Origin of the sequence: Thiocapsa sp. C2-2m (genome assembly GCF_041903745.1) — a bacterium.
Classification (GTDB): Bacteria; Pseudomonadota; Gammaproteobacteria; order Chromatiales; family Chromatiaceae; genus Thiocapsa; species Thiocapsa roseilacustris.
The window spans coordinates 68,384-84,493 of sequence record NZ_JBBWVD010000020.1 but is presented as its reverse complement, the minus strand read 5'-3'; the positions used below and the strand labels follow the sequence as shown (position 1 = coordinate 84,493).

Sequence of the window (16,110 nt, the reverse complement as noted above, 5' to 3'; positions counted from 1 at the left end):
CATCCGACAGGCAGTGACGCATCCGAATGGTCCAATACGCCCTTCACCCAGATCCAATCCGCTCAGAAAAAGCTCGCCGGAAAACGCGCGAAACGGGGTTCCTCGTTTGACCGATCGCGAACCGCCGGTCACCGGATGCCCGAGACCCGAAAACCATCGAGCTGCGGACCCGCCGCAGCGTCATCGCGGGATCTGGCACCGCCCGACGACGGTCGACGTCTTCAACCTTGGCAGAGAGAACAAAGAATGATGAGCCAGCACCCGCATCGCACCCTGTGGCGTCGTGACTTCGGCGTCGTTCCGGCCGCCGAGCGCCGTCTCGCCCGTTTTGCCCTGCAGGCGCTCGACAGCAGCCCGTCGACTCGGGCTGCGATGAACGATGAAAGCGGCGTCGGGGTCATGTGGCAGTTGATCCTGCCGCTGCTCGAACCCGATGCGGTGGCGCGCACCTTGCCGCCGCCGAATCACCCTGCGCCGCCGGACGGCGATACCGACGAATCCGGGTGGTATGCATGGCACCTTGGCTGTCAGCTTGCCGGGGAGCTCACGCACGACATCCTCGAGTGCGAGGAGCCGACGCTCGACAGTCGCCAGAAGTATTGGATCCGCGGGTTCCTAAAGACCTTGCCGCGCTGGGTCATGACCCGTCTGGCCAAGGCCGACGGGCGGGCGCCGATCTCGTCGACCGTCGCTCTGCTCGGCGAGGTCCTCGGACTCGACGAGGCCAGTCTCTGCGTGCTCGATTTCCTGGAGCAGCGCGAGCAGTCCGATGCGCTGCGCACGGTCTTGCGCGCGGGCAGCCGAAGCGGCAGGAGGATCAATCTGGAGCGCTTGGCCGGGGTTCTGGGTCTCGATCGGAGTGCCATGCGCGAGGCCTTGGCCAAGCGCGGCCCGCTGTGCAGTCTCGGTCTGGTCGACCGACAGCACCGTCACGAGTCCGACCTGGAGGACTACCTGGCCCCGGAAAGCCTCCTGCGCGACGTGCTCGATGCCGCGCCGCAGGATAGCGAGGCGCTGCTTGCGCTCCTGATCGAGCCGGCGCCCGTCGGGGCCTGGCGCCTGGATGCCTTCCCGCATCTGGCCGCCGAGAGCGTTCGCCTGAGCGCGACCCTGGGCCGCGCCGCGGCCACCGGGGCGGTCGGCGTGAACGCGCTCTTCTACGGCGCGCCCGGCACCGGCAAAACCGAGCTGGCGCGTGCCCTGGTCGAGGCGTGCGGGCTGCGGGCCTTTCAGGTGCGCAGCGCCGACGAGGACGAGGACGGGCTGGATCGCGACGGGCGTCTGTCGGCCTATCTGGTCGCGCAGCGCCTGCTCGGGCGGCGCGGCGGCGCGGTGCTGATCTTCGACGAGGTCGAGGACGTGTTCGAGGAGGGCGGCGGCCTGCTCGCGTTGCTGGGCGGGCAGCAAAGCGCGGGCCGGCAGAAGGGCCGGATGAACCGCATTCTGGAGGAGAACCCGGTGCCGGCGATCTGGATCACCAACCGCACCGAGGGGATGGATCCGGCCTTCCTGCGCCGCTTCCTGCTGCCGGTCGCCTTCAAGACCCCGCCGCGGTCGGTCAGGCGTCGGATGGCCGAGTGCCATCTCGGGGACGCGGCGCTGCCGCCGACGCTGCTCGACGAGCTGGCGGCGGACACCGCCCTGGCCCCGGCGCAGCTGGGCGCGGCCCGCCGTCTGCTCGACCTGCACCCGGAGGCGCCGGCCGAGCAGACCGTGCGCGACGGCATCGGGGCGCTGCGCAGCCTGCTGCACGGGGCGCCGGGGCCGCGCCGACGTCGGACGGGTACGGCGTTCGACGTCGCCTATCTGAACCTGGCCGGCGACATCACGCCGGGCGCGATCGCCCGCGCGCTGGCCGAACGGGGGCACGGCGGCCTGTGCTTCTACGGTCCGCCGGGGACCGGCAAGACCGCCTTTGCCGAGGTGCTGGCCGAGGCGCTCGACCGCGAGCTGGTGGCGCGGCAGGCCTCCGACCTGGTCTCGCCCTATGTCGGTGAGACCGAGCAGAACCTGGCACGCCTGTTTCGCGAGTGCGACCCGGCGCACACCGTTCTGCTGCTGGACGAGGTCGACAGCTTCCTCGCCGATCGGCGAGCGGCTCGCCACGGCTGGGAGCGCACGCAGGTGAACGAGCTGTTGCAGCAGATGGAGGGCTTTCCCGGCATCTTCATCGCGGCGACGAACCTGATGTCCGGCATCGATGCCGCGGCGCTGCGGCGGTTCGACTTCAAGCTGCACTTCCGGGCATTGAAGCCGGCCCAGCGCCTCGCCCTGTTCGCCCGCGAGGCGCTCGGCGACGCCACAGCCCCGGTCCCGCCGGAGATCGCGCGGCATCTGACGGCGCTGGAGAGCCTGACGCCCGGTGACTTCGCCACCGTCTGCCGCCAGCGCGAGCTGCTCGGCGAGACCCCGACACCGGAGCAGTTCCTGCGCCGGCTGATGGCGGAGTGTCGGTTGAAGGGAGAGGAGATGATCAGGGCGGCGTGATCCCGGAGGGGGTCGAGTCGCTCCGGTCGGCGCCGAAGCGGAACTGGACCGGTTCCGCTTCGGCATTGTGGAGCAGTACGCAGCGCTTCATCGGCCCTACACCCGGAACCGGCCGGGTTCACCATTCGCGCGCGAGCCGCGGGCAGCGGCCCATTGCCGCTATGCGCTGGACGCCTCCCGCCGATGGATCGCCCGATCCGTTTCTCGCGGCGCACAGCGCCAAGTACGACACCCACTGTCGTATACGAACAGTATCCTTGAAGCATCACGCAGGACGCGCATCGAGGCGAGTCCGTCCGGTTTCAGCGTTCGAGCGGATAGCCATGTAAGAACTCACCTGAGGAGCAATCATCGATGAGTATGGAATTACTAACGCTCGCCCAGCGCATCGCCGAAGCTGCCGCGGATGGCGGGTTGACAGTCGAACAAATCCGCGAAATCGCTCGCTCGCAACTCGGCGAGATTAACTGCTACCCCGGCGTGCCCGGCGACCGCTGCCATCAACTCGCGCTTTTCGTTGCCCTGCACGGTCAATTGCGCAAGGGCAAGGGTCATGAGAACTGCGCCCAAATTCTGGAAGAAATGATCCGTCACCTCCAGGGACGCTGTCCCGGAACGACCGGACACGCGGTGCTGATCCTCGATGCGTGGTGGCATGACCACTACGAAAAATGGCGCGCCAACATCGAGACCATCAAGCACGACGGCGTGCGCATCGAAGTCTATCTGATCGGCGCCGGCGGCTGGGTCGCACCGCTACCGGTGTGAAATACGAAGGATATCGTTGCAGCACCTCGCAGGACACGTAGCGAGATCCATCGGCGATCTCGGTGTCCTGCAGGGTCGCGACGGCGTTCGGCACCATCATCAAGGAGTCACGACATGCTCTTGAGCATCAACCCCGAGACCGGCGAGACGAACAAGCGGCGGACCCTGCGTCTGCAGTCGTTCGGCCTCGACGAGCGGGCGCTGCAAGGGATCCTCTTTCGCTCGCTGGATCGCCTCTTTCCCGATGACGAGCTGCTCCTGCTGATGCAGTCCCGCGCGTGGCAGGAGGAGCCGGATCTGATGGCCATCGACCGCGAGGGCAGGCTCTTCATCTTCGAGCTGAAGGCGTGGGAGTCGCAGGCATCGAACCTCCTGCAGGTGCTCCGTTACGGTCAGCTCTTCGGCAGCGTGGGATATGCCGAGCTGGATGTCTGGTTCAAGACGTCCACCGATCCATCCCGATCGCTCAAGACGGCACATCGGGCGAAATTCGAGGTCGAGCTCCCGGAAGAGGCGTTCAATCGCAAGCAGGTCTTTATCGTCATGACCAACGGATTGGATTATCGAACCCGCGAGGCCGTCCGGTACTGGCGCTCGAGCGGATTGGATGTCCGTCCATGGGTCTATCGCGTCTATGCCGGTGTCCCGGATGAGATGTTGCTCGAAATGTCGCCGTTCAGGGTCTGCGACAACCCTTACGAGGATATCGCCGAGGGTTACTACGTCCTCAACACGAATTTCAGGAACAGCCCCCGAGACCACGACGAGATGCTGGCGAGCCGGAAGGCCGCGGCCTATTTCGATCCCTGGAAGTTTAAGATCGAGCGATTGCAACGCGGAGATGTGGTCTTTCTCTATCAATCCGGGGTCGGCATCGTCGCCGTCGGCGAGGCGGACGGGGCGCTGATCAAGGCGCCATACCAGGGTCGCGCGGAACATCCCGACGAGGAGTACGCGATGAGACTGCGCCGTTTTCGGATGGTCTCGCCGCCGTTGGCTGCGCAGGCGATCAAACAGATCACCGGCATCAACCACGTCTTCATGAGCACCATGTTCGGCCTCGATGTCGACAGCGGCAAGGCCATTCTCAAGAACATCACAAAGCCGCAACCGCCGCAGATCACATCGACGTAACCGTGTCGGGGGAGACCTTCACCGGACGACCCGGCACCCGATGCGACCGGCCGAGGATCGCGCCGGGACATTGCCCAGATGGACGGACACCATGCATCCGACAGACATTAGCGAAGCGACCGAGAACCCGAGCGAACCGCGTCTCGACTGGCACCTCCTCCAGATGCGCGACGCGAGCGACATTTGGTGTACCAAACGCGACACCACGCAGGTCGCCGCGGTCGAAGGCGGCCGGCTGTTCCGCTTTCGCCACGACGACGGCTCGCAGTCCGCCATGAGCACCCAGGCCCTGACCTTCGTGCCGGACCCCGAGCATCGGTGGTCGCCCGAGCAGACCAAACCACACTGGGAACGTCTGGGCAGCACCGTCACCATCGTCTACAACGACCGCACCGCCCGCATGGCGGTGCCGGGCGGCTGGGTCTATTTGAGCGCGTTTTGAGCGCGTTCGCCACACGCGGCGGGAACCTAACCCTCTCGTTGGTGTTCGGGCCGGCGGAGCGACTCTGTGTAGGCATAATGAACGAGGCGGGGAACGACAAGAGGCGTATTCCGGACCCGCCAGAGTAGCGCCCACGCATCCGCCTTCAACACTGGACCAACCGCATTGGGCGATCCATCCATCGAAGGTCCCGATCTGGCCCTGCCGGATAACATGCATTTAAGATCAGGCGGTTACCGTATCAATCGCCCACCCGGCTGCCAGGCTTCTGCAGGTATTCCGGATGAATCCGGCCGTCCGAATGCGGTCATTTTGATTTGGTTCGGACACAAAGATGAGCGACTTCACACCAGTCTCAGCATTGTTTGCAGGCACGGATATTTTCGTCATTCCGACGTTCCAACGCCCATTTTTCTGGGAAGACGCACAATGGGATGATCTACTACGGGATATACGATTCGCAGCCGATCGGCTCAAGACAAACCGGAACACAACTCACTATTTCGGGGCGATTCACACAATCAAGGTAGAACCGGATTCTCGGCTTTTTGAAATATTTACCGACCAAGAGAATCAAGACATCAAAGTGTTGAGGGAATCTGATTTTGTCCTGAACGGGAAATCCTACAATGTCCATCTGGTCGTCGACGGCCAGCAGCGGTTGATCTCGTTTTATACATTGCTTGAGCACTGTCAGCACCTAGACGACAGATTCTTCGCCGGCGACCCGATCATTCCGAAACTCATCCTGAACCCCAGCACCGATCATGCGCATTGGCGCTATTTGTTGAAGTTGGATAAAACCGAACCCGTACTAGAAACCAAGAGCCAGAAACGACTGCATGCCATGTTCGAAACGTACAAAAGGCAAGCTGGTTTCACGAACGGTACCCCGGAGCATCAGTTCCTGATCCGAAGAAACGCGACAATCATGTGGGTTGAATTGGCGCCGGGCATGACGCTCTCTCCTTTCCTGACATTCAATGATCGCGGCAAGGATCTTACGAAACTCGAGAAACTAAACAACCACTGGCGTCAACCGGTGGTTGCTTAGTCGTTGGGGCGATTTCGGATCCGTCCGGTGCAGACTAGCCTCAAACTCCGCAGAGACCCACCATGTCAATCGCCGACACCCTGATCAAGCAAATCCTCAGCACGGTGCCGATGCACGGCAGGGAGCTTCCACCGGCCGTGGATGAGCCGCCGGATGACGGTGTGCTTCCTGCCGGGCTTTTCGACGACGCGCCTGACCTGGAGGTGTTCCGGGAAAGGGTGCCCGACACCGGGCCGGAGTTTCCCGATCGTGCTGACTCGATCGCCCTGCTCGGCACCTACCAGTGGATGGGTAGCCCCGGCATCATCAGTCTCTACCGGGGAAATATCGAGGCATTCTGGAAGAGTCTGATCCGCGATGCCCAGCGTCGCTTTCCGTTCGTCACCGGGAAGGATGCCGAGCGGGTGCTTCAACTGCTGGTGCTCTCCGTCTATCAGCACGAACGGTTCCATTACGTTTGCGACTTCTCTCGGCGCTTGGTCGGCGGATCCTTCGACCGTTTGCACGAGGAGGCGCTGGCGGTGGCTTGGGAGTGGCAGTGGCTCAGGTCTCAGGACCGCTGGAACGCGTTCTACGGGATGATGCATCCGACCCTGCGACGTTGTGTCGTTCAAGCGATGTTCGACCGGCGTTCGCCGGGGTATCGGGATTGGCGAAACTATGCCGAGCTGACCGTGTTCCACGATGCGGTAACGGCCTATCTTTATCCTGCCGGCGCGCAGACCTTCGCCGGTACGTCGTTCAATTTCGCGGCCTGGGCGCTGGAGCATATTCCGGATGACGGGAATCGGGCCTGGGATGAAAGGATCGTGCCGTGACGATGGGTCTGCGGATCGTTGCTGCCGCGTCATCGCGGTCGATCGTGCGCATGGCCCCGCTTGAAAAGTCGCCTTTCAGTTGCGGCCCACCGGAGATCGGCAGTTGAGCTACGGTATCGAGCTCGCGTCTGCGCAACACCGTGGCCTGCTCGCCCGCGATCAGCAAGATGCGCTCTTGGGTGATTTCCGCAAACTTCCATACCCGTAGGTTGTGCTGACGATAGGAAGCACAACTTGCGCCGACGGTTGGTTGAGCCTCGCGCGGCTCGGCACAACCTACGCCGTTGGTATGAGGGTTTCCGGTATTCGCCTTGGTCGCGGGTGCAGTGAGTCAATCTCCCGATCTTCGCACGCGCTCGGTTGTCTCCGAGAGCCGGGACGGACTCTGCGCAGTCGCCGACGGCGTCGCGATCAGCCCCTACCCTCAGCGGGCAAGCCGCGCCGCGCTCGAGGCCCTGTGCGAAATCGGCCCGCAGCATGACGATCTGCTGCAAGACGGCTGGATCGGTCCGCGTCTGATTCGCCGGCACGTCCATCCGGCGTTGTGCCGAGCGCTCGCCGGGAATCGGCGCACCCGCGGTTCGGCGTGCACTTTGGCCCTGCTGCATTGGCGCCCGGGCGATTGGACACCGGAAGAGACCTTTCTGATCTGCACGGACGGTCTGCACGACACGCTGGGGCAGGATGCTTTGGAAGCGCTGTTTCGCACCGAGCGCCCGCTGGAGGTGCAGGCGGCGGTTTTTCTCGATGCGGTGTTGGGGGCGGGTGCGCCCGACAATGTGTCTTTGATCCTGGGGCGAATCGCGAGCCCGGTCTAAAACCGTCCGTCAGGAACGCCATCAAACAGCGCATGTCGTGCCGGGCGCGGTTTCACCTAATCCCCGACCACCGTCAAGCTAAGGCGAATTCCGGAAACCTTCATGCCAAGGGCGTAGGTTGTGCCGAGCCGTGCGAGGCACAACCAAACGCCGGCGCAAGTTGTGCCTCCTATCGTCAGCACAACCTACGGGTATGGAAGTTTGCGGAAATCGCCTAAGCAGTCGCTCGCCGTGGCCTCGCGTCGGGTCCGGAAAGGGAATCAGCAGTAGATCGGTGTTCGGAGGAAGCCGGTCGGTCAGCAGGGTGTGCAGGACATCCAACTCGTCGATCGAGAAATGCAGGTCGGTGTGGAGCCAGCCCAGGGCGCCGCGACTGCGTGTCGACACGAGATCGGTGCAGGCGTCGACGATGGCGGCGGTGCGCTCGTCGGGTCGCGTCCAGCGCACTGCCGTGGCCCAGGCGCGCGGTCCCGAGGCGAGGATGGTATGCACATCGACCGGGTCGCAGCAGATCATCGCCGGTTGAACGAAGGGCAGACCGGGCAGCATGGCCTCGATGAGCGCTGCGGCATCCAGATCGCCGCACGCCCTGCCCACCTCGATGACCGGGCCGTCCAGGGATGCGCGCCAATCGGGATCGAGACCCTTGGCCGGCGTGTCGAGAATGACCGCCGCGCGCAGATGGACCTCGGATGCGGCCAGTTGCCGGGTCCAGATCGGGGCATCGCGTCGCGCCCGATCATCCGAGGGGTCGATCAGCAGCAGGGTGCTGGCGCATCGGTGCAGACGCAGCGCCAGCGCTTCGGCCGCCTGATGACCTTGGGTCGATCCGGTGCGGTATAGCGCGCAATCCGCGGGGATGGCGATCCGCTCGGGAAGGCGATCCAGGATTTTACGACAGGTCATGTCGCATCCCTGCGGCATTGTCCGACGTTTCGACACCACGACACAGGAGTGCATCCATGTCCTTCATCGCGACCCTCAGATGCGCGCTTCTCGGCGCGGCTCTGTTGCCGCTCGCCGCGCCGGCAGATTCGGCGTTGCCGGTGCAGCCGATCGCCAAGTCGGGCAATTGTCCAAGCGGTTACAGCACCAGCGGCGCCTATTGCAAACCCGGCGCAAAGGCCCGTGCGGCGTTGGAGAAACGCGGATCTTGTCCGAGCGGCTATTCAACGAGCGGTGCCTATTGTCTGGCGGGCACGCAGGCGCGGCCGGCGGTGCCGAAGATCGGGGCGGGTTGCCCGTCGGGTTGGTCAAGTAGCGGGGATTATTGCCTGCGGAATCGTTGAGCGGATGATGCGGGGTTCGCGAAGCTGTCGCGAGCCGACAGGTCCGATTGAAAACCATGACAGCTGCCCATGTGAGCGCCTCCACCGACACCTGCATTGGGAGGGCGTGCGGTTGATCCATCGCTCTATCCGCCTGGAGTAGATGCAAAATGCCTATGAATTTTGTCCGTCGTACTTACGACGCATGGATCCTCTCAGCTGCGACGCGATCACGGAAAGAGATTGTGTCGATACTTTCCCGCTTGTGACGGGTATTGATGGCGACCAAGGCCAGAATGAACGCTCTGCGGACGGCAAACAGCGAGCCAGGCCGACAAGATGAGGATTCAATCCTATCCCAGAATGATGCGGCATTGTGGCTTGTCGCCCGATACGTTTTACGCGCTTAGGCGAATTCCGGTAACCCTTATTCCAGTGGCGTAGGTTGTGCCGATCCGTGCGAGGCCCAACCAACCGTCGGCGCAAGTTGTGCTTCCTGACGTCAGCACAACCTACGGTAGGGAATTTTGCGGAAATCGCCTTAAGGGTCTTGCAATCACACATTGTGTGATTGGAAGACCCTTTTCTCCCATTCGTCTTTCTTCGTTGCCGTAATACCGTGGTCTGTTCCAGGTTTTGCCACCGGGTTTTACAATGGTTTGCGGGTTTTACCATGGATTGATTCGTCAAAGCGGAATCCGGTCGAAGCGCGTGGCCCGCCGGTGGGCCGCGGCCGGTCCCGCGAGTCCCTCGCGCACCAGCCAGACCGTCCGCCACCCCGCCTCCCGGGCGGCGTCGAGTTCCTCGCGCACGTCCGACAGGAATAGAATGTGTCGGGGATGGGCGCCAATGGTCTCGGCGATGCGCCGGTAGGAGCCAACCTCCCGTTTGTGTCCAGTGCGGGTGTCGAAATAGCCGGACAACAGTGGCGTCAGGTCGCCGGCGGCGGTGTGGCCGTAGATCAGCCGCTGCGCGTGGACCGATCCCGATGAGTAGATGTAAAGACGTAACCCCCGCGCGTGCCAGTTCCGCAGCGCCGGGGCCACGTCCGAATACAGTGGTGTCAGCAGCTCGCCGTTGCGGTATCCTTCCTCCCAGATCAGCCCCTGCAGGGCCTTCAGCGGCGTGACCTTCTGGTCCCGCTCCATCCAATGGCACATGCGCACCACCACCGCCTCGTCGTTCCACACACCGCCCGCCTCCCGAGCCTCGTCCATGATCGCCGCCACTTCGGGCTCGTTGCGGTGCTGGCGGACGTAGTTCGGCAGGCGCTCCCGAGCGTAGGGGTACAGCATGTCGGTCGCGAACGCGACTGACGTCGTCGTGCCCTCGATATCCAGCACTACGGCCTCGACCGGTATCATGTTTGCCTCATCCTGTCGGTGGAGATTCACGGCAAAGTCCGGAGTGTAACGCCAAGTCCGGCGTCACTCGAAACATTTACGGGCGCGGCCGGTAGGGCTGAAGACGTGTCGGATCCTTATCAGCCTACCCCGCCGGGCGCACCCCGGCGCTACAATCCGCCGATGCTCCCCTCCCACACCGCTACTACGCCCGAACGCCTCGCCGGCTCCGTCGAGCGCGTGACGTTCCACAGCGAGCAATCGGGCTTCTGTGTTCTGCGGGTCAAGGTCAGAGGCCAGCGCGATCTGATGACGGTAATCGGGCTCGGAGTATCCGGTGGTGGTCATCCCGCTTGCTATGCAGCACTACCAACTGTTGGAGCGCAATCTGCTTCGTTCGGTCACGCAAAACCCAGGTCTTCTGTTGAGAACCAAGAGAAAGAACGAGGAAATCACGACGGAATTTAGCCGGCAGCCATACTCTCCGGAACAGCCTCCGAACCAATCGCAGAAAGGGATGGGATGTTTGAAAGTCGGGGTCATGATGCTGTTGACCATTGTGATTTCGGTTGGTTTAACACTCTGGCTTTTGACCACCTACATGTTTCCGAAAGAGTTCAAACCTGTTGACCTCAACAGTAGAGAAGAAATTGTATTGAGCAGTAAACTAAGGCAATTCGGACTCGATTTTGAATCGCCTGACCAATCCGTCATCCTTGAGCCCGGCGAGGTCGTGGATGGGCAACTGCAACCCGAGCCCTAGACGGAGGAGGGTGCGCTGCGCGAGTGCAGCATCGCCGTCGCCTGACGCGGTTGGGGGAGCGGTTGCGGGAAGGGGTTGGGAACACGGCCCCAAATGCCCGGTCGGTCCCGTGAGCGGCGTCTCTGACCCGGACGCGTACCATGGCGGATACGGGAGTTCTTGACCAACGGGCGGATGGTCCCTTTCTCACCGGGGGACGGAGTCACGCTTGAGCGTTGCCCGGTGGACCGCCCGACCGACACGGCAGCAGCAGATTAAGTTTGTCGAGCCATCAGCGAAGCATTGACAGAACGCCTAACCGACATGAATTTCCCAACTGACCGCTATTTTGCCGCCTGCAGGCAGAGGATCCCGGCGTTCGTGGAATCCAACTACGGCTGGCCAGGCGCTGTCGCGTTGAACCGGCTTGCGTGGGGCATCGATGTGCTGATCGCGCCGATCAATTTCCTGATGGGATTCCCGAACTTCCTGCTGCGCGTGCTCGCACTCCTGCTGGAGCTGATGCGCGCCCGCCGGGCCGCCCGTTGGCTGTTGCGGCGCCATCTCGGTTTTCGGACGAAGGTTCAGGAGGCGTTGACAACCAGGATCATGGAGGACCTGCTGGCACTGCCGATCCGCCCGGGGGAGGTATCGGATCCCTTTCTCCGCCGTGTTGCCGCTGCGGCAAAGGAACCGATTACGATCTATGTGCAGACCCGCAACGTGGCTGCCGACATTACCGCCGGGACGCTCGCGGCGATCGTGGGGGTTGTCGCTTTTAGTCAGTTCACGCCGGGCTCGATCTCCGCCGGTGCAGTGATCGCCCGGGCGGTCGCCAGGGAACAGGCGATATCCGAGTTTGCTCTCGGCGAGGTGGCCGGGCGCCTTTTCTACACGATGTTCCCGGTTCATCCATCACCGACAGTCGTTGTCGTTACCCTGCTAGCCGTGACGGTCACAATTGCGATCGTCGCCGCTTTTTCGGGCTTTCTGCACGACCCCGTGCAGGCGCGTACTGGTATCCACCGACGGCGTCTCACCCAGTTGACCGAGGCCATCGAGGCAGCGACGAGCCCATCGGCCGCGAAGGCCTATCGACCAAAAGATGTCTTCTTTGGTCGAGTCTACGATGTTGTCGATTGGCTGAAAGGATGGCTTTCGTTCTGGTGAGCGATTTGGTCGTTATCGAGGCCCTCCGGAAGAAGGGCGGCGCCAAGAATCATCTGCTGCGGCTTGGTGACGACGACTCCGCGGCTGCGGGACTACCGCTCGGCGCACAGCTTAGGAGCTCAGCCGTTGCTCTTGCAACCTAATCACCACCATCACCCATTCCCCTTCTTTTGTGTGGACTCCGCATTTTCCGAGGACCAGTGTGCGGTGCTGGAGTCTCTATTTTTGCCAACGCATGATTGGCAGCACCGGGATGGTGCGTTCTATCGGTGCTCTCTTTGCGACGTTACCAAGGATGTTCCGGCATCGTTTCAAGCCGCAATACTCGCTAGAATGCGAGAGATTACCCGGTTGCCACTCGTTGATCCTGTTGTCGTCACGGCTCAACGAATGCTGCCGGGTCAAGTCATTGGCATCCATAGTGACCGACCTCTTTTGGGCTATGAGATTGCCCGGTTGGTCGTGCAGCTTAATAAACAATGGCAACCTGATCATGGCGGTGTTCTGGAATTATTCTCATCGCCACAGGGCAAAGCGGTGTTCAGTGTTGATCCTGAATACAACAAAGCCTTTGGCTTTCTGCTTCACGCGGAGTCATACCATGGGGTGACCGAGGTTACCCAATCGCGTCAAACAGTGGTCTTCAATTTTTGGCATGTGGCGAACACACCCGAACTGGCTGCGTACGTTCAAGCCTTGTTTGCCAACCTTCATTTCTCGGAGTTACCGGCGGCACTCGACCCTGTTGCCTCATCGGCAGAATCGACTCTGCCCGAGGATACGACATTTCTTGCAGGCACGGCGGCGATTGCACTCCAGCGCTTGGGCTATGACGAGGCAACGATTGTGACCGGATACCGGCACAGCGCCGGGCTTGCTGACTGTGATGCCGGCGACGCAGAAACCTATGCAGCAGTGCTCTTGGCGGACTGGATGGCATACTTGTATCGGGAGTCGTTTGATCTGGCCCGATGGAGTATCTTGCGGAACACGCTTTATCGAGCGGAAATGGTTACGCGCCTCCTGCCCGCATGGCGGCTTTGTCTGCCGGTATAGCGAGAGGAATTTGTCTTCGTGTGAGGCGGAATCTGGTAACGGATCGTGCGCTTATGACGACACATTCCGGGCAAGGTGCCTGACAAGGCATTCCGGGTTCGGCCATGCAACCATCAGGGTCAGCCGGATCGGCATCACAAAAGCTCAGCGCAGACTTCGGGCGCCTAGTCCCGGGACTTCTCTATGATTCTCGGTCGATGAAGCGTTAGAGGCGAATTCCGGAAACCTTCATGCCAAGGGCGTCGGTTGTGCCGAGCCGTGCGAGGCACAACCAACCGTCGGCGCAAGTTGTGCTTCCTATCGTCAGCACAACCTACGGGTATGGAAGTTTGCAGAAATCGCCTTAGTCGGGAAGGTCGAGTTTTTGGGGCATGCTGCCGGACCCAGAACGTCAACAAGATCAACCCGCGAACCGGATCCCCATGCCAACGTCATCCCATGAGACCGAACCTTACCCGCCGGAACTGCTGACCCGGCTGCGTGCATGCCGCCATCTTCTGGTTCTCACCGGCGCCGGCGTCTCGCAGGAAAGCGGTATCCCCACCTTCCGCGATGCCTTGAACGGCTTGTGGGGTCGCTTCGACCCGGCGCGGTTGGCCACGCCGGAGGCCTTCGACGCGGATCCCGCGCTGGTCTGGGGCTGGTACGCATGGCGCCGAGCGCAGGTGCTGCTCTGCAAGCCCAACCCGGCACACCGGGCCATCGCTGCTCTGGCAGATCGGGTGCCTCGCCTGACCCTGGTCACCCAGAATGTCGACGGCCTGCATCAGCGTGCCGGCAGTCCGGATGTGCTGGAGCTGCACGGCAGTCTGCATCGCCCGTACTGCCGGGACTGCGGGCATCCCCATGCCCTGTCGGAATGTACCCCGGATCTTGCGTCGGAGGGTTTCCCGCTCCCCCCGCCGCGGTGCGAGTGCTGCGGTGGGCCCGTTCGCCCCGGGGTCGTCTGGTTCGGCGAGGCCCTCCCCGGTGATGTCTGGGATACCGCCGAGACCGCCGCCAAGGACTGCGATTTGGTCTTGGTCGTGGGGACCTCGGCGCTGGTCTATCCGGCCGCCGTGCTGCCCTTGACGGCGCTCGAGCACGGCGCCGGGTTGGTCCAGATCAATCCTGACGTGACCGATCTGGATGACCTCGCCACGTTTCGGATCAGGGGCACCGCCGCCCGGTTTCTGCCCGAGTTGGTACGTCAGGGCTGGCCGGATGCGGACTGAGCGTGGGCAAGACTGCGAAAGATCGAACTTTTGGGGAACAGGTATGTCATCCCCGTCCGCTCGAAGTTGGCACCTTTCAGGCTGCGCCGAGCCAGGTGAGCATAGTGATTGACGACATGCTGCCCGGAATCAGCACCTCTCGCTTTTTCGGGCCGAGCGCCCGCTGGCGGCGCAGGCGGCGGTTTTTCTCGATGCGGTGTTGGATGCGGGGGCGCCCGACAATGGGTCGCTGATCTTGGGGCGAATGGCGAACACCGGAACCGCTTGACGTTGCGCTGTGCGTGGGTTTGGCCGGACGAAATCAGCGATTGATTCCCGCGAATAAATAATAATCAAAGTCTGCACGTCGAGACACAGGGGGACGGGAATCGTGACCGCTTCTCAATCGTCCATCCTGTCCCCGGGCTCGGGCGGGACATCGGGACTGGCCGCAAGCCAGACATCGAAGGCGGCGAGATCGCCCCTGGCTTGCCGCTCGCGAAAATAGGTCTCGGTCTTGAGCGCGGACACCTTTTCGGCAATCGCGGTGACGAAGAACTGGTTCATCGACACCTGTTCTTCCTCACAGAAAATGCAGATGCACCGGTTCAATGAGCAGGCACAGGGCATCCAGGAAGGTGTCGGTCATCGCCTCGGTACGCTGGCCGGCCAACAAATGCTCGGGCCGTTTGAGCACGGCTTCGTATTCCAGCAGCAGCGGCACTGAGCCGAGGGCGACATAGCGCCGCTCGCGCAAGGCATGCAAAAGCGCGAACGAGGCACCCTTGCGACTGAGTGAGGCCGCGACCAGGACATTGGTATCCAGCACGACGCGCACAGGTTTCATATCACTGATGATATGACCGCTAGCCAAGGTGTCAACCAAAACCTGCACCGAAGCCAACACCGGCATCGCCGACTACGTCTGAGTGCTGTGCAATGAAAGGTTACTGTCGAGCGCCCGCTGCGCTGCACAGCCATAGCCCGTCTTCGACTATTCGCGTCCTCATTTCACGTAACCCATTGTTTTTATAGTGCGGTCTGGGCAAAGGTCGGCACTACAAGCGATTAGTGTATAAGGGCATGGAGCGCGGCGGTGATCCTCGGTGGCGGCTGCGCGGGCAGCTGCAGATCCAGACGGTCGAGCAGCAGTTGCTGGTCGGCCTCCGGCTCGGTGTAACGGCTCGGAATGAGGGTACGGCCATCGGTCGTCGGCAGATGGACATCGACCATCTGGATGGCGGCGAATTTCTCCAAGGCGGACCTTGGGGTCAGACCCGGAGCGAGGGGGCGCAGACGGGCCTTCAGGGTGACTTGGAGGCAATACTCCAGGAAGGCGACGATAATGTGCGCTTCGATTCGCCGATCCAATTGGTGGTCAATCGGCCGAACACTCAGGTCACCTTTGAGCTCTTTGAACGCCTGTTCGACTTCGGTGAGTTGGATATACCAGGTCCAGAGTTGGACGGGATCGTTGCTGGTGAGATTGGAACGTAATAAGTAGCGGCCCTCGCGGCGGCGGACCTGGCGTAGTTTCTTGCGATTGAGCGAAAAGGTGAAGGTTTCGGCAGTGACGGATTCATCGGGCGCGAGCACCTGGATGCGCATCAATCCATAGGCGCGCCCGGCATCTTTCTTGGCCGCGCCGAGTTTCAATAAAAGCTCGTCACGGCTGAGGGTTTGCCGCTGCAATTCCTGCAGGCGTTTGCATAAGCGCTTTAGACGCCGCCGGCGCATGGCCCGTTCCTTATCCTGCCGCCCGGCGCTGCGGGCCAGGACATAAAACTTGCCGTCTTGATCCAAGAGCTTGACCGTGA

The 16,110-nt window shown here is 62.2% G+C and carries 17 protein-coding genes; 12 read left to right on the top strand and 5 right to left on the bottom strand.

What is annotated here, in order from left to right:
- Positions 1-246: 246 nt before the first annotated feature.
- From AADX97_RS16540 to AADX97_RS16510, 7 genes are all read left to right on the top strand, one after another.
- Positions 247-2,487, top strand: coding sequence for an AAA family ATPase (locus tag AADX97_RS16540; RefSeq protein WP_374234701.1), 2,241 nt, complete (start codon positions 247-249; stop codon positions 2,485-2,487).
- Between the two features lie 354 nt (positions 2,488-2,841).
- Positions 2,842-3,255 carry a hypothetical protein gene (locus AADX97_RS16535; RefSeq protein ID WP_374234702.1) on the top strand — a complete coding sequence of 138 codons (414 nt, stop codon included), beginning with the start codon at positions 2,842-2,844 and terminating at the stop codon, positions 3,253-3,255.
- 114 nt (positions 3,256-3,369) lie between these two features.
- Complete coding sequence (locus AADX97_RS16530) at positions 3,370-4,389, top strand: hypothetical protein (RefSeq protein WP_374234703.1); 1,020 nt, start codon at positions 3,370-3,372, stop codon at positions 4,387-4,389.
- A 91-nt stretch (positions 4,390-4,480) separates the two neighbouring features.
- A complete protein-coding gene (locus tag AADX97_RS16525) occupies positions 4,481-4,831 on the top strand; it encodes a hypothetical protein (RefSeq protein WP_374234704.1) in 351 nt (116 codons plus the stop codon).
- A gap of 334 nt (positions 4,832-5,165) precedes the next feature.
- Positions 5,166-5,885, top strand: coding sequence for a DUF262 domain-containing protein (locus tag AADX97_RS16520; protein ID WP_374234705.1), 720 nt, complete (start codon positions 5,166-5,168; stop codon positions 5,883-5,885).
- 62 nt (positions 5,886-5,947) lie between these two features.
- The gene (locus AADX97_RS16515) at positions 5,948-6,703 is read left to right on the top strand and encodes a hypothetical protein (protein ID WP_374234706.1); all 756 of its coding nucleotides are present in this window, start codon (positions 5,948-5,950) and stop codon (positions 6,701-6,703) included.
- 326 nt (positions 6,704-7,029) lie between these two features.
- Entirely contained in the window at positions 7,030-7,521 is a 492-nt protein-coding gene (locus AADX97_RS16510; protein ID WP_374234707.1) for a hypothetical protein, read from the top strand.
- Between the two features lie 78 nt (positions 7,522-7,599).
- On the opposite strand, the gene AADX97_RS16505 is transcribed toward AADX97_RS16510, so the two are convergent.
- Complete coding sequence (locus tag AADX97_RS16505; RefSeq protein WP_374234708.1) at positions 7,600-8,427, bottom strand: hypothetical protein; 828 nt, start codon at positions 8,425-8,427, stop codon at positions 7,600-7,602.
- Between the two features lie 56 nt (positions 8,428-8,483).
- Here AADX97_RS16505 and AADX97_RS16500 point away from each other — a divergent pair, with 56 nt between their 5' ends.
- The gene (locus AADX97_RS16500; RefSeq protein ID WP_374234709.1) at positions 8,484-8,810 is read left to right on the top strand and encodes a hypothetical protein; all 327 of its coding nucleotides are present in this window, start codon (positions 8,484-8,486) and stop codon (positions 8,808-8,810) included.
- A gap of 665 nt (positions 8,811-9,475) precedes the next feature.
- Here the strand turns inward: AADX97_RS16500 and mtnC are convergent.
- Entirely contained in the window at positions 9,476-10,153 is a 678-nt protein-coding gene (gene mtnC, locus AADX97_RS16495; protein WP_374234710.1) for an acireductone synthase, read from the bottom strand.
- Between the two features lie 316 nt (positions 10,154-10,469).
- On the opposite strand from mtnC, the gene AADX97_RS16490 reads away from it, so the two are divergent.
- From AADX97_RS16490 to AADX97_RS16475, 4 genes are all read left to right on the top strand, one after another.
- Positions 10,470-10,895: a hypothetical protein gene (locus tag AADX97_RS16490; protein ID WP_374234771.1), complete on the top strand. Its 426-nt coding sequence runs from the start codon at positions 10,470-10,472 to the stop codon at positions 10,893-10,895.
- 303 nt (positions 10,896-11,198) lie between these two features.
- Entirely contained in the window at positions 11,199-12,044 is an 846-nt protein-coding gene (locus AADX97_RS16485; protein ID WP_374234711.1) for a DUF6635 family protein, read from the top strand.
- Positions 12,045-12,170: 126 nt separating this feature from the next.
- Positions 12,171-13,100 carry a 2OG-Fe(II) oxygenase family protein gene (locus AADX97_RS16480; RefSeq protein ID WP_374234712.1) on the top strand — a complete coding sequence of 310 codons (930 nt, stop codon included), beginning with the start codon at positions 12,171-12,173 and terminating at the stop codon, positions 13,098-13,100.
- A 422-nt stretch (positions 13,101-13,522) separates the two neighbouring features.
- The gene (locus AADX97_RS16475) at positions 13,523-14,314 is read left to right on the top strand and encodes an NAD-dependent deacetylase (RefSeq protein ID WP_374234713.1); all 792 of its coding nucleotides are present in this window, start codon (positions 13,523-13,525) and stop codon (positions 14,312-14,314) included.
- A gap of 381 nt (positions 14,315-14,695) precedes the next feature.
- On the opposite strand, the gene AADX97_RS16470 is transcribed toward AADX97_RS16475, so the two are convergent.
- From AADX97_RS16470 to AADX97_RS16460, 3 genes are all read right to left on the bottom strand, one after another.
- Positions 14,696-14,866, bottom strand: a complete 171-nt coding sequence (locus tag AADX97_RS16470) for a hypothetical protein (protein WP_374238624.1) — start codon at positions 14,864-14,866, stop codon at positions 14,696-14,698.
- A gap of 10 nt (positions 14,867-14,876) precedes the next feature.
- Positions 14,877-15,206, bottom strand: a complete 330-nt coding sequence (locus AADX97_RS16465) for a putative toxin-antitoxin system toxin component, PIN family (protein ID WP_374234715.1) — start codon at positions 15,204-15,206, stop codon at positions 14,877-14,879.
- 155 nt (positions 15,207-15,361) lie between these two features.
- A complete protein-coding gene (locus AADX97_RS16460; RefSeq protein WP_374234716.1) occupies positions 15,362-16,096 on the bottom strand; it encodes a hypothetical protein in 735 nt (244 codons plus the stop codon).
- Between the last annotated feature and the right edge of the window lie 14 nt (positions 16,097-16,110).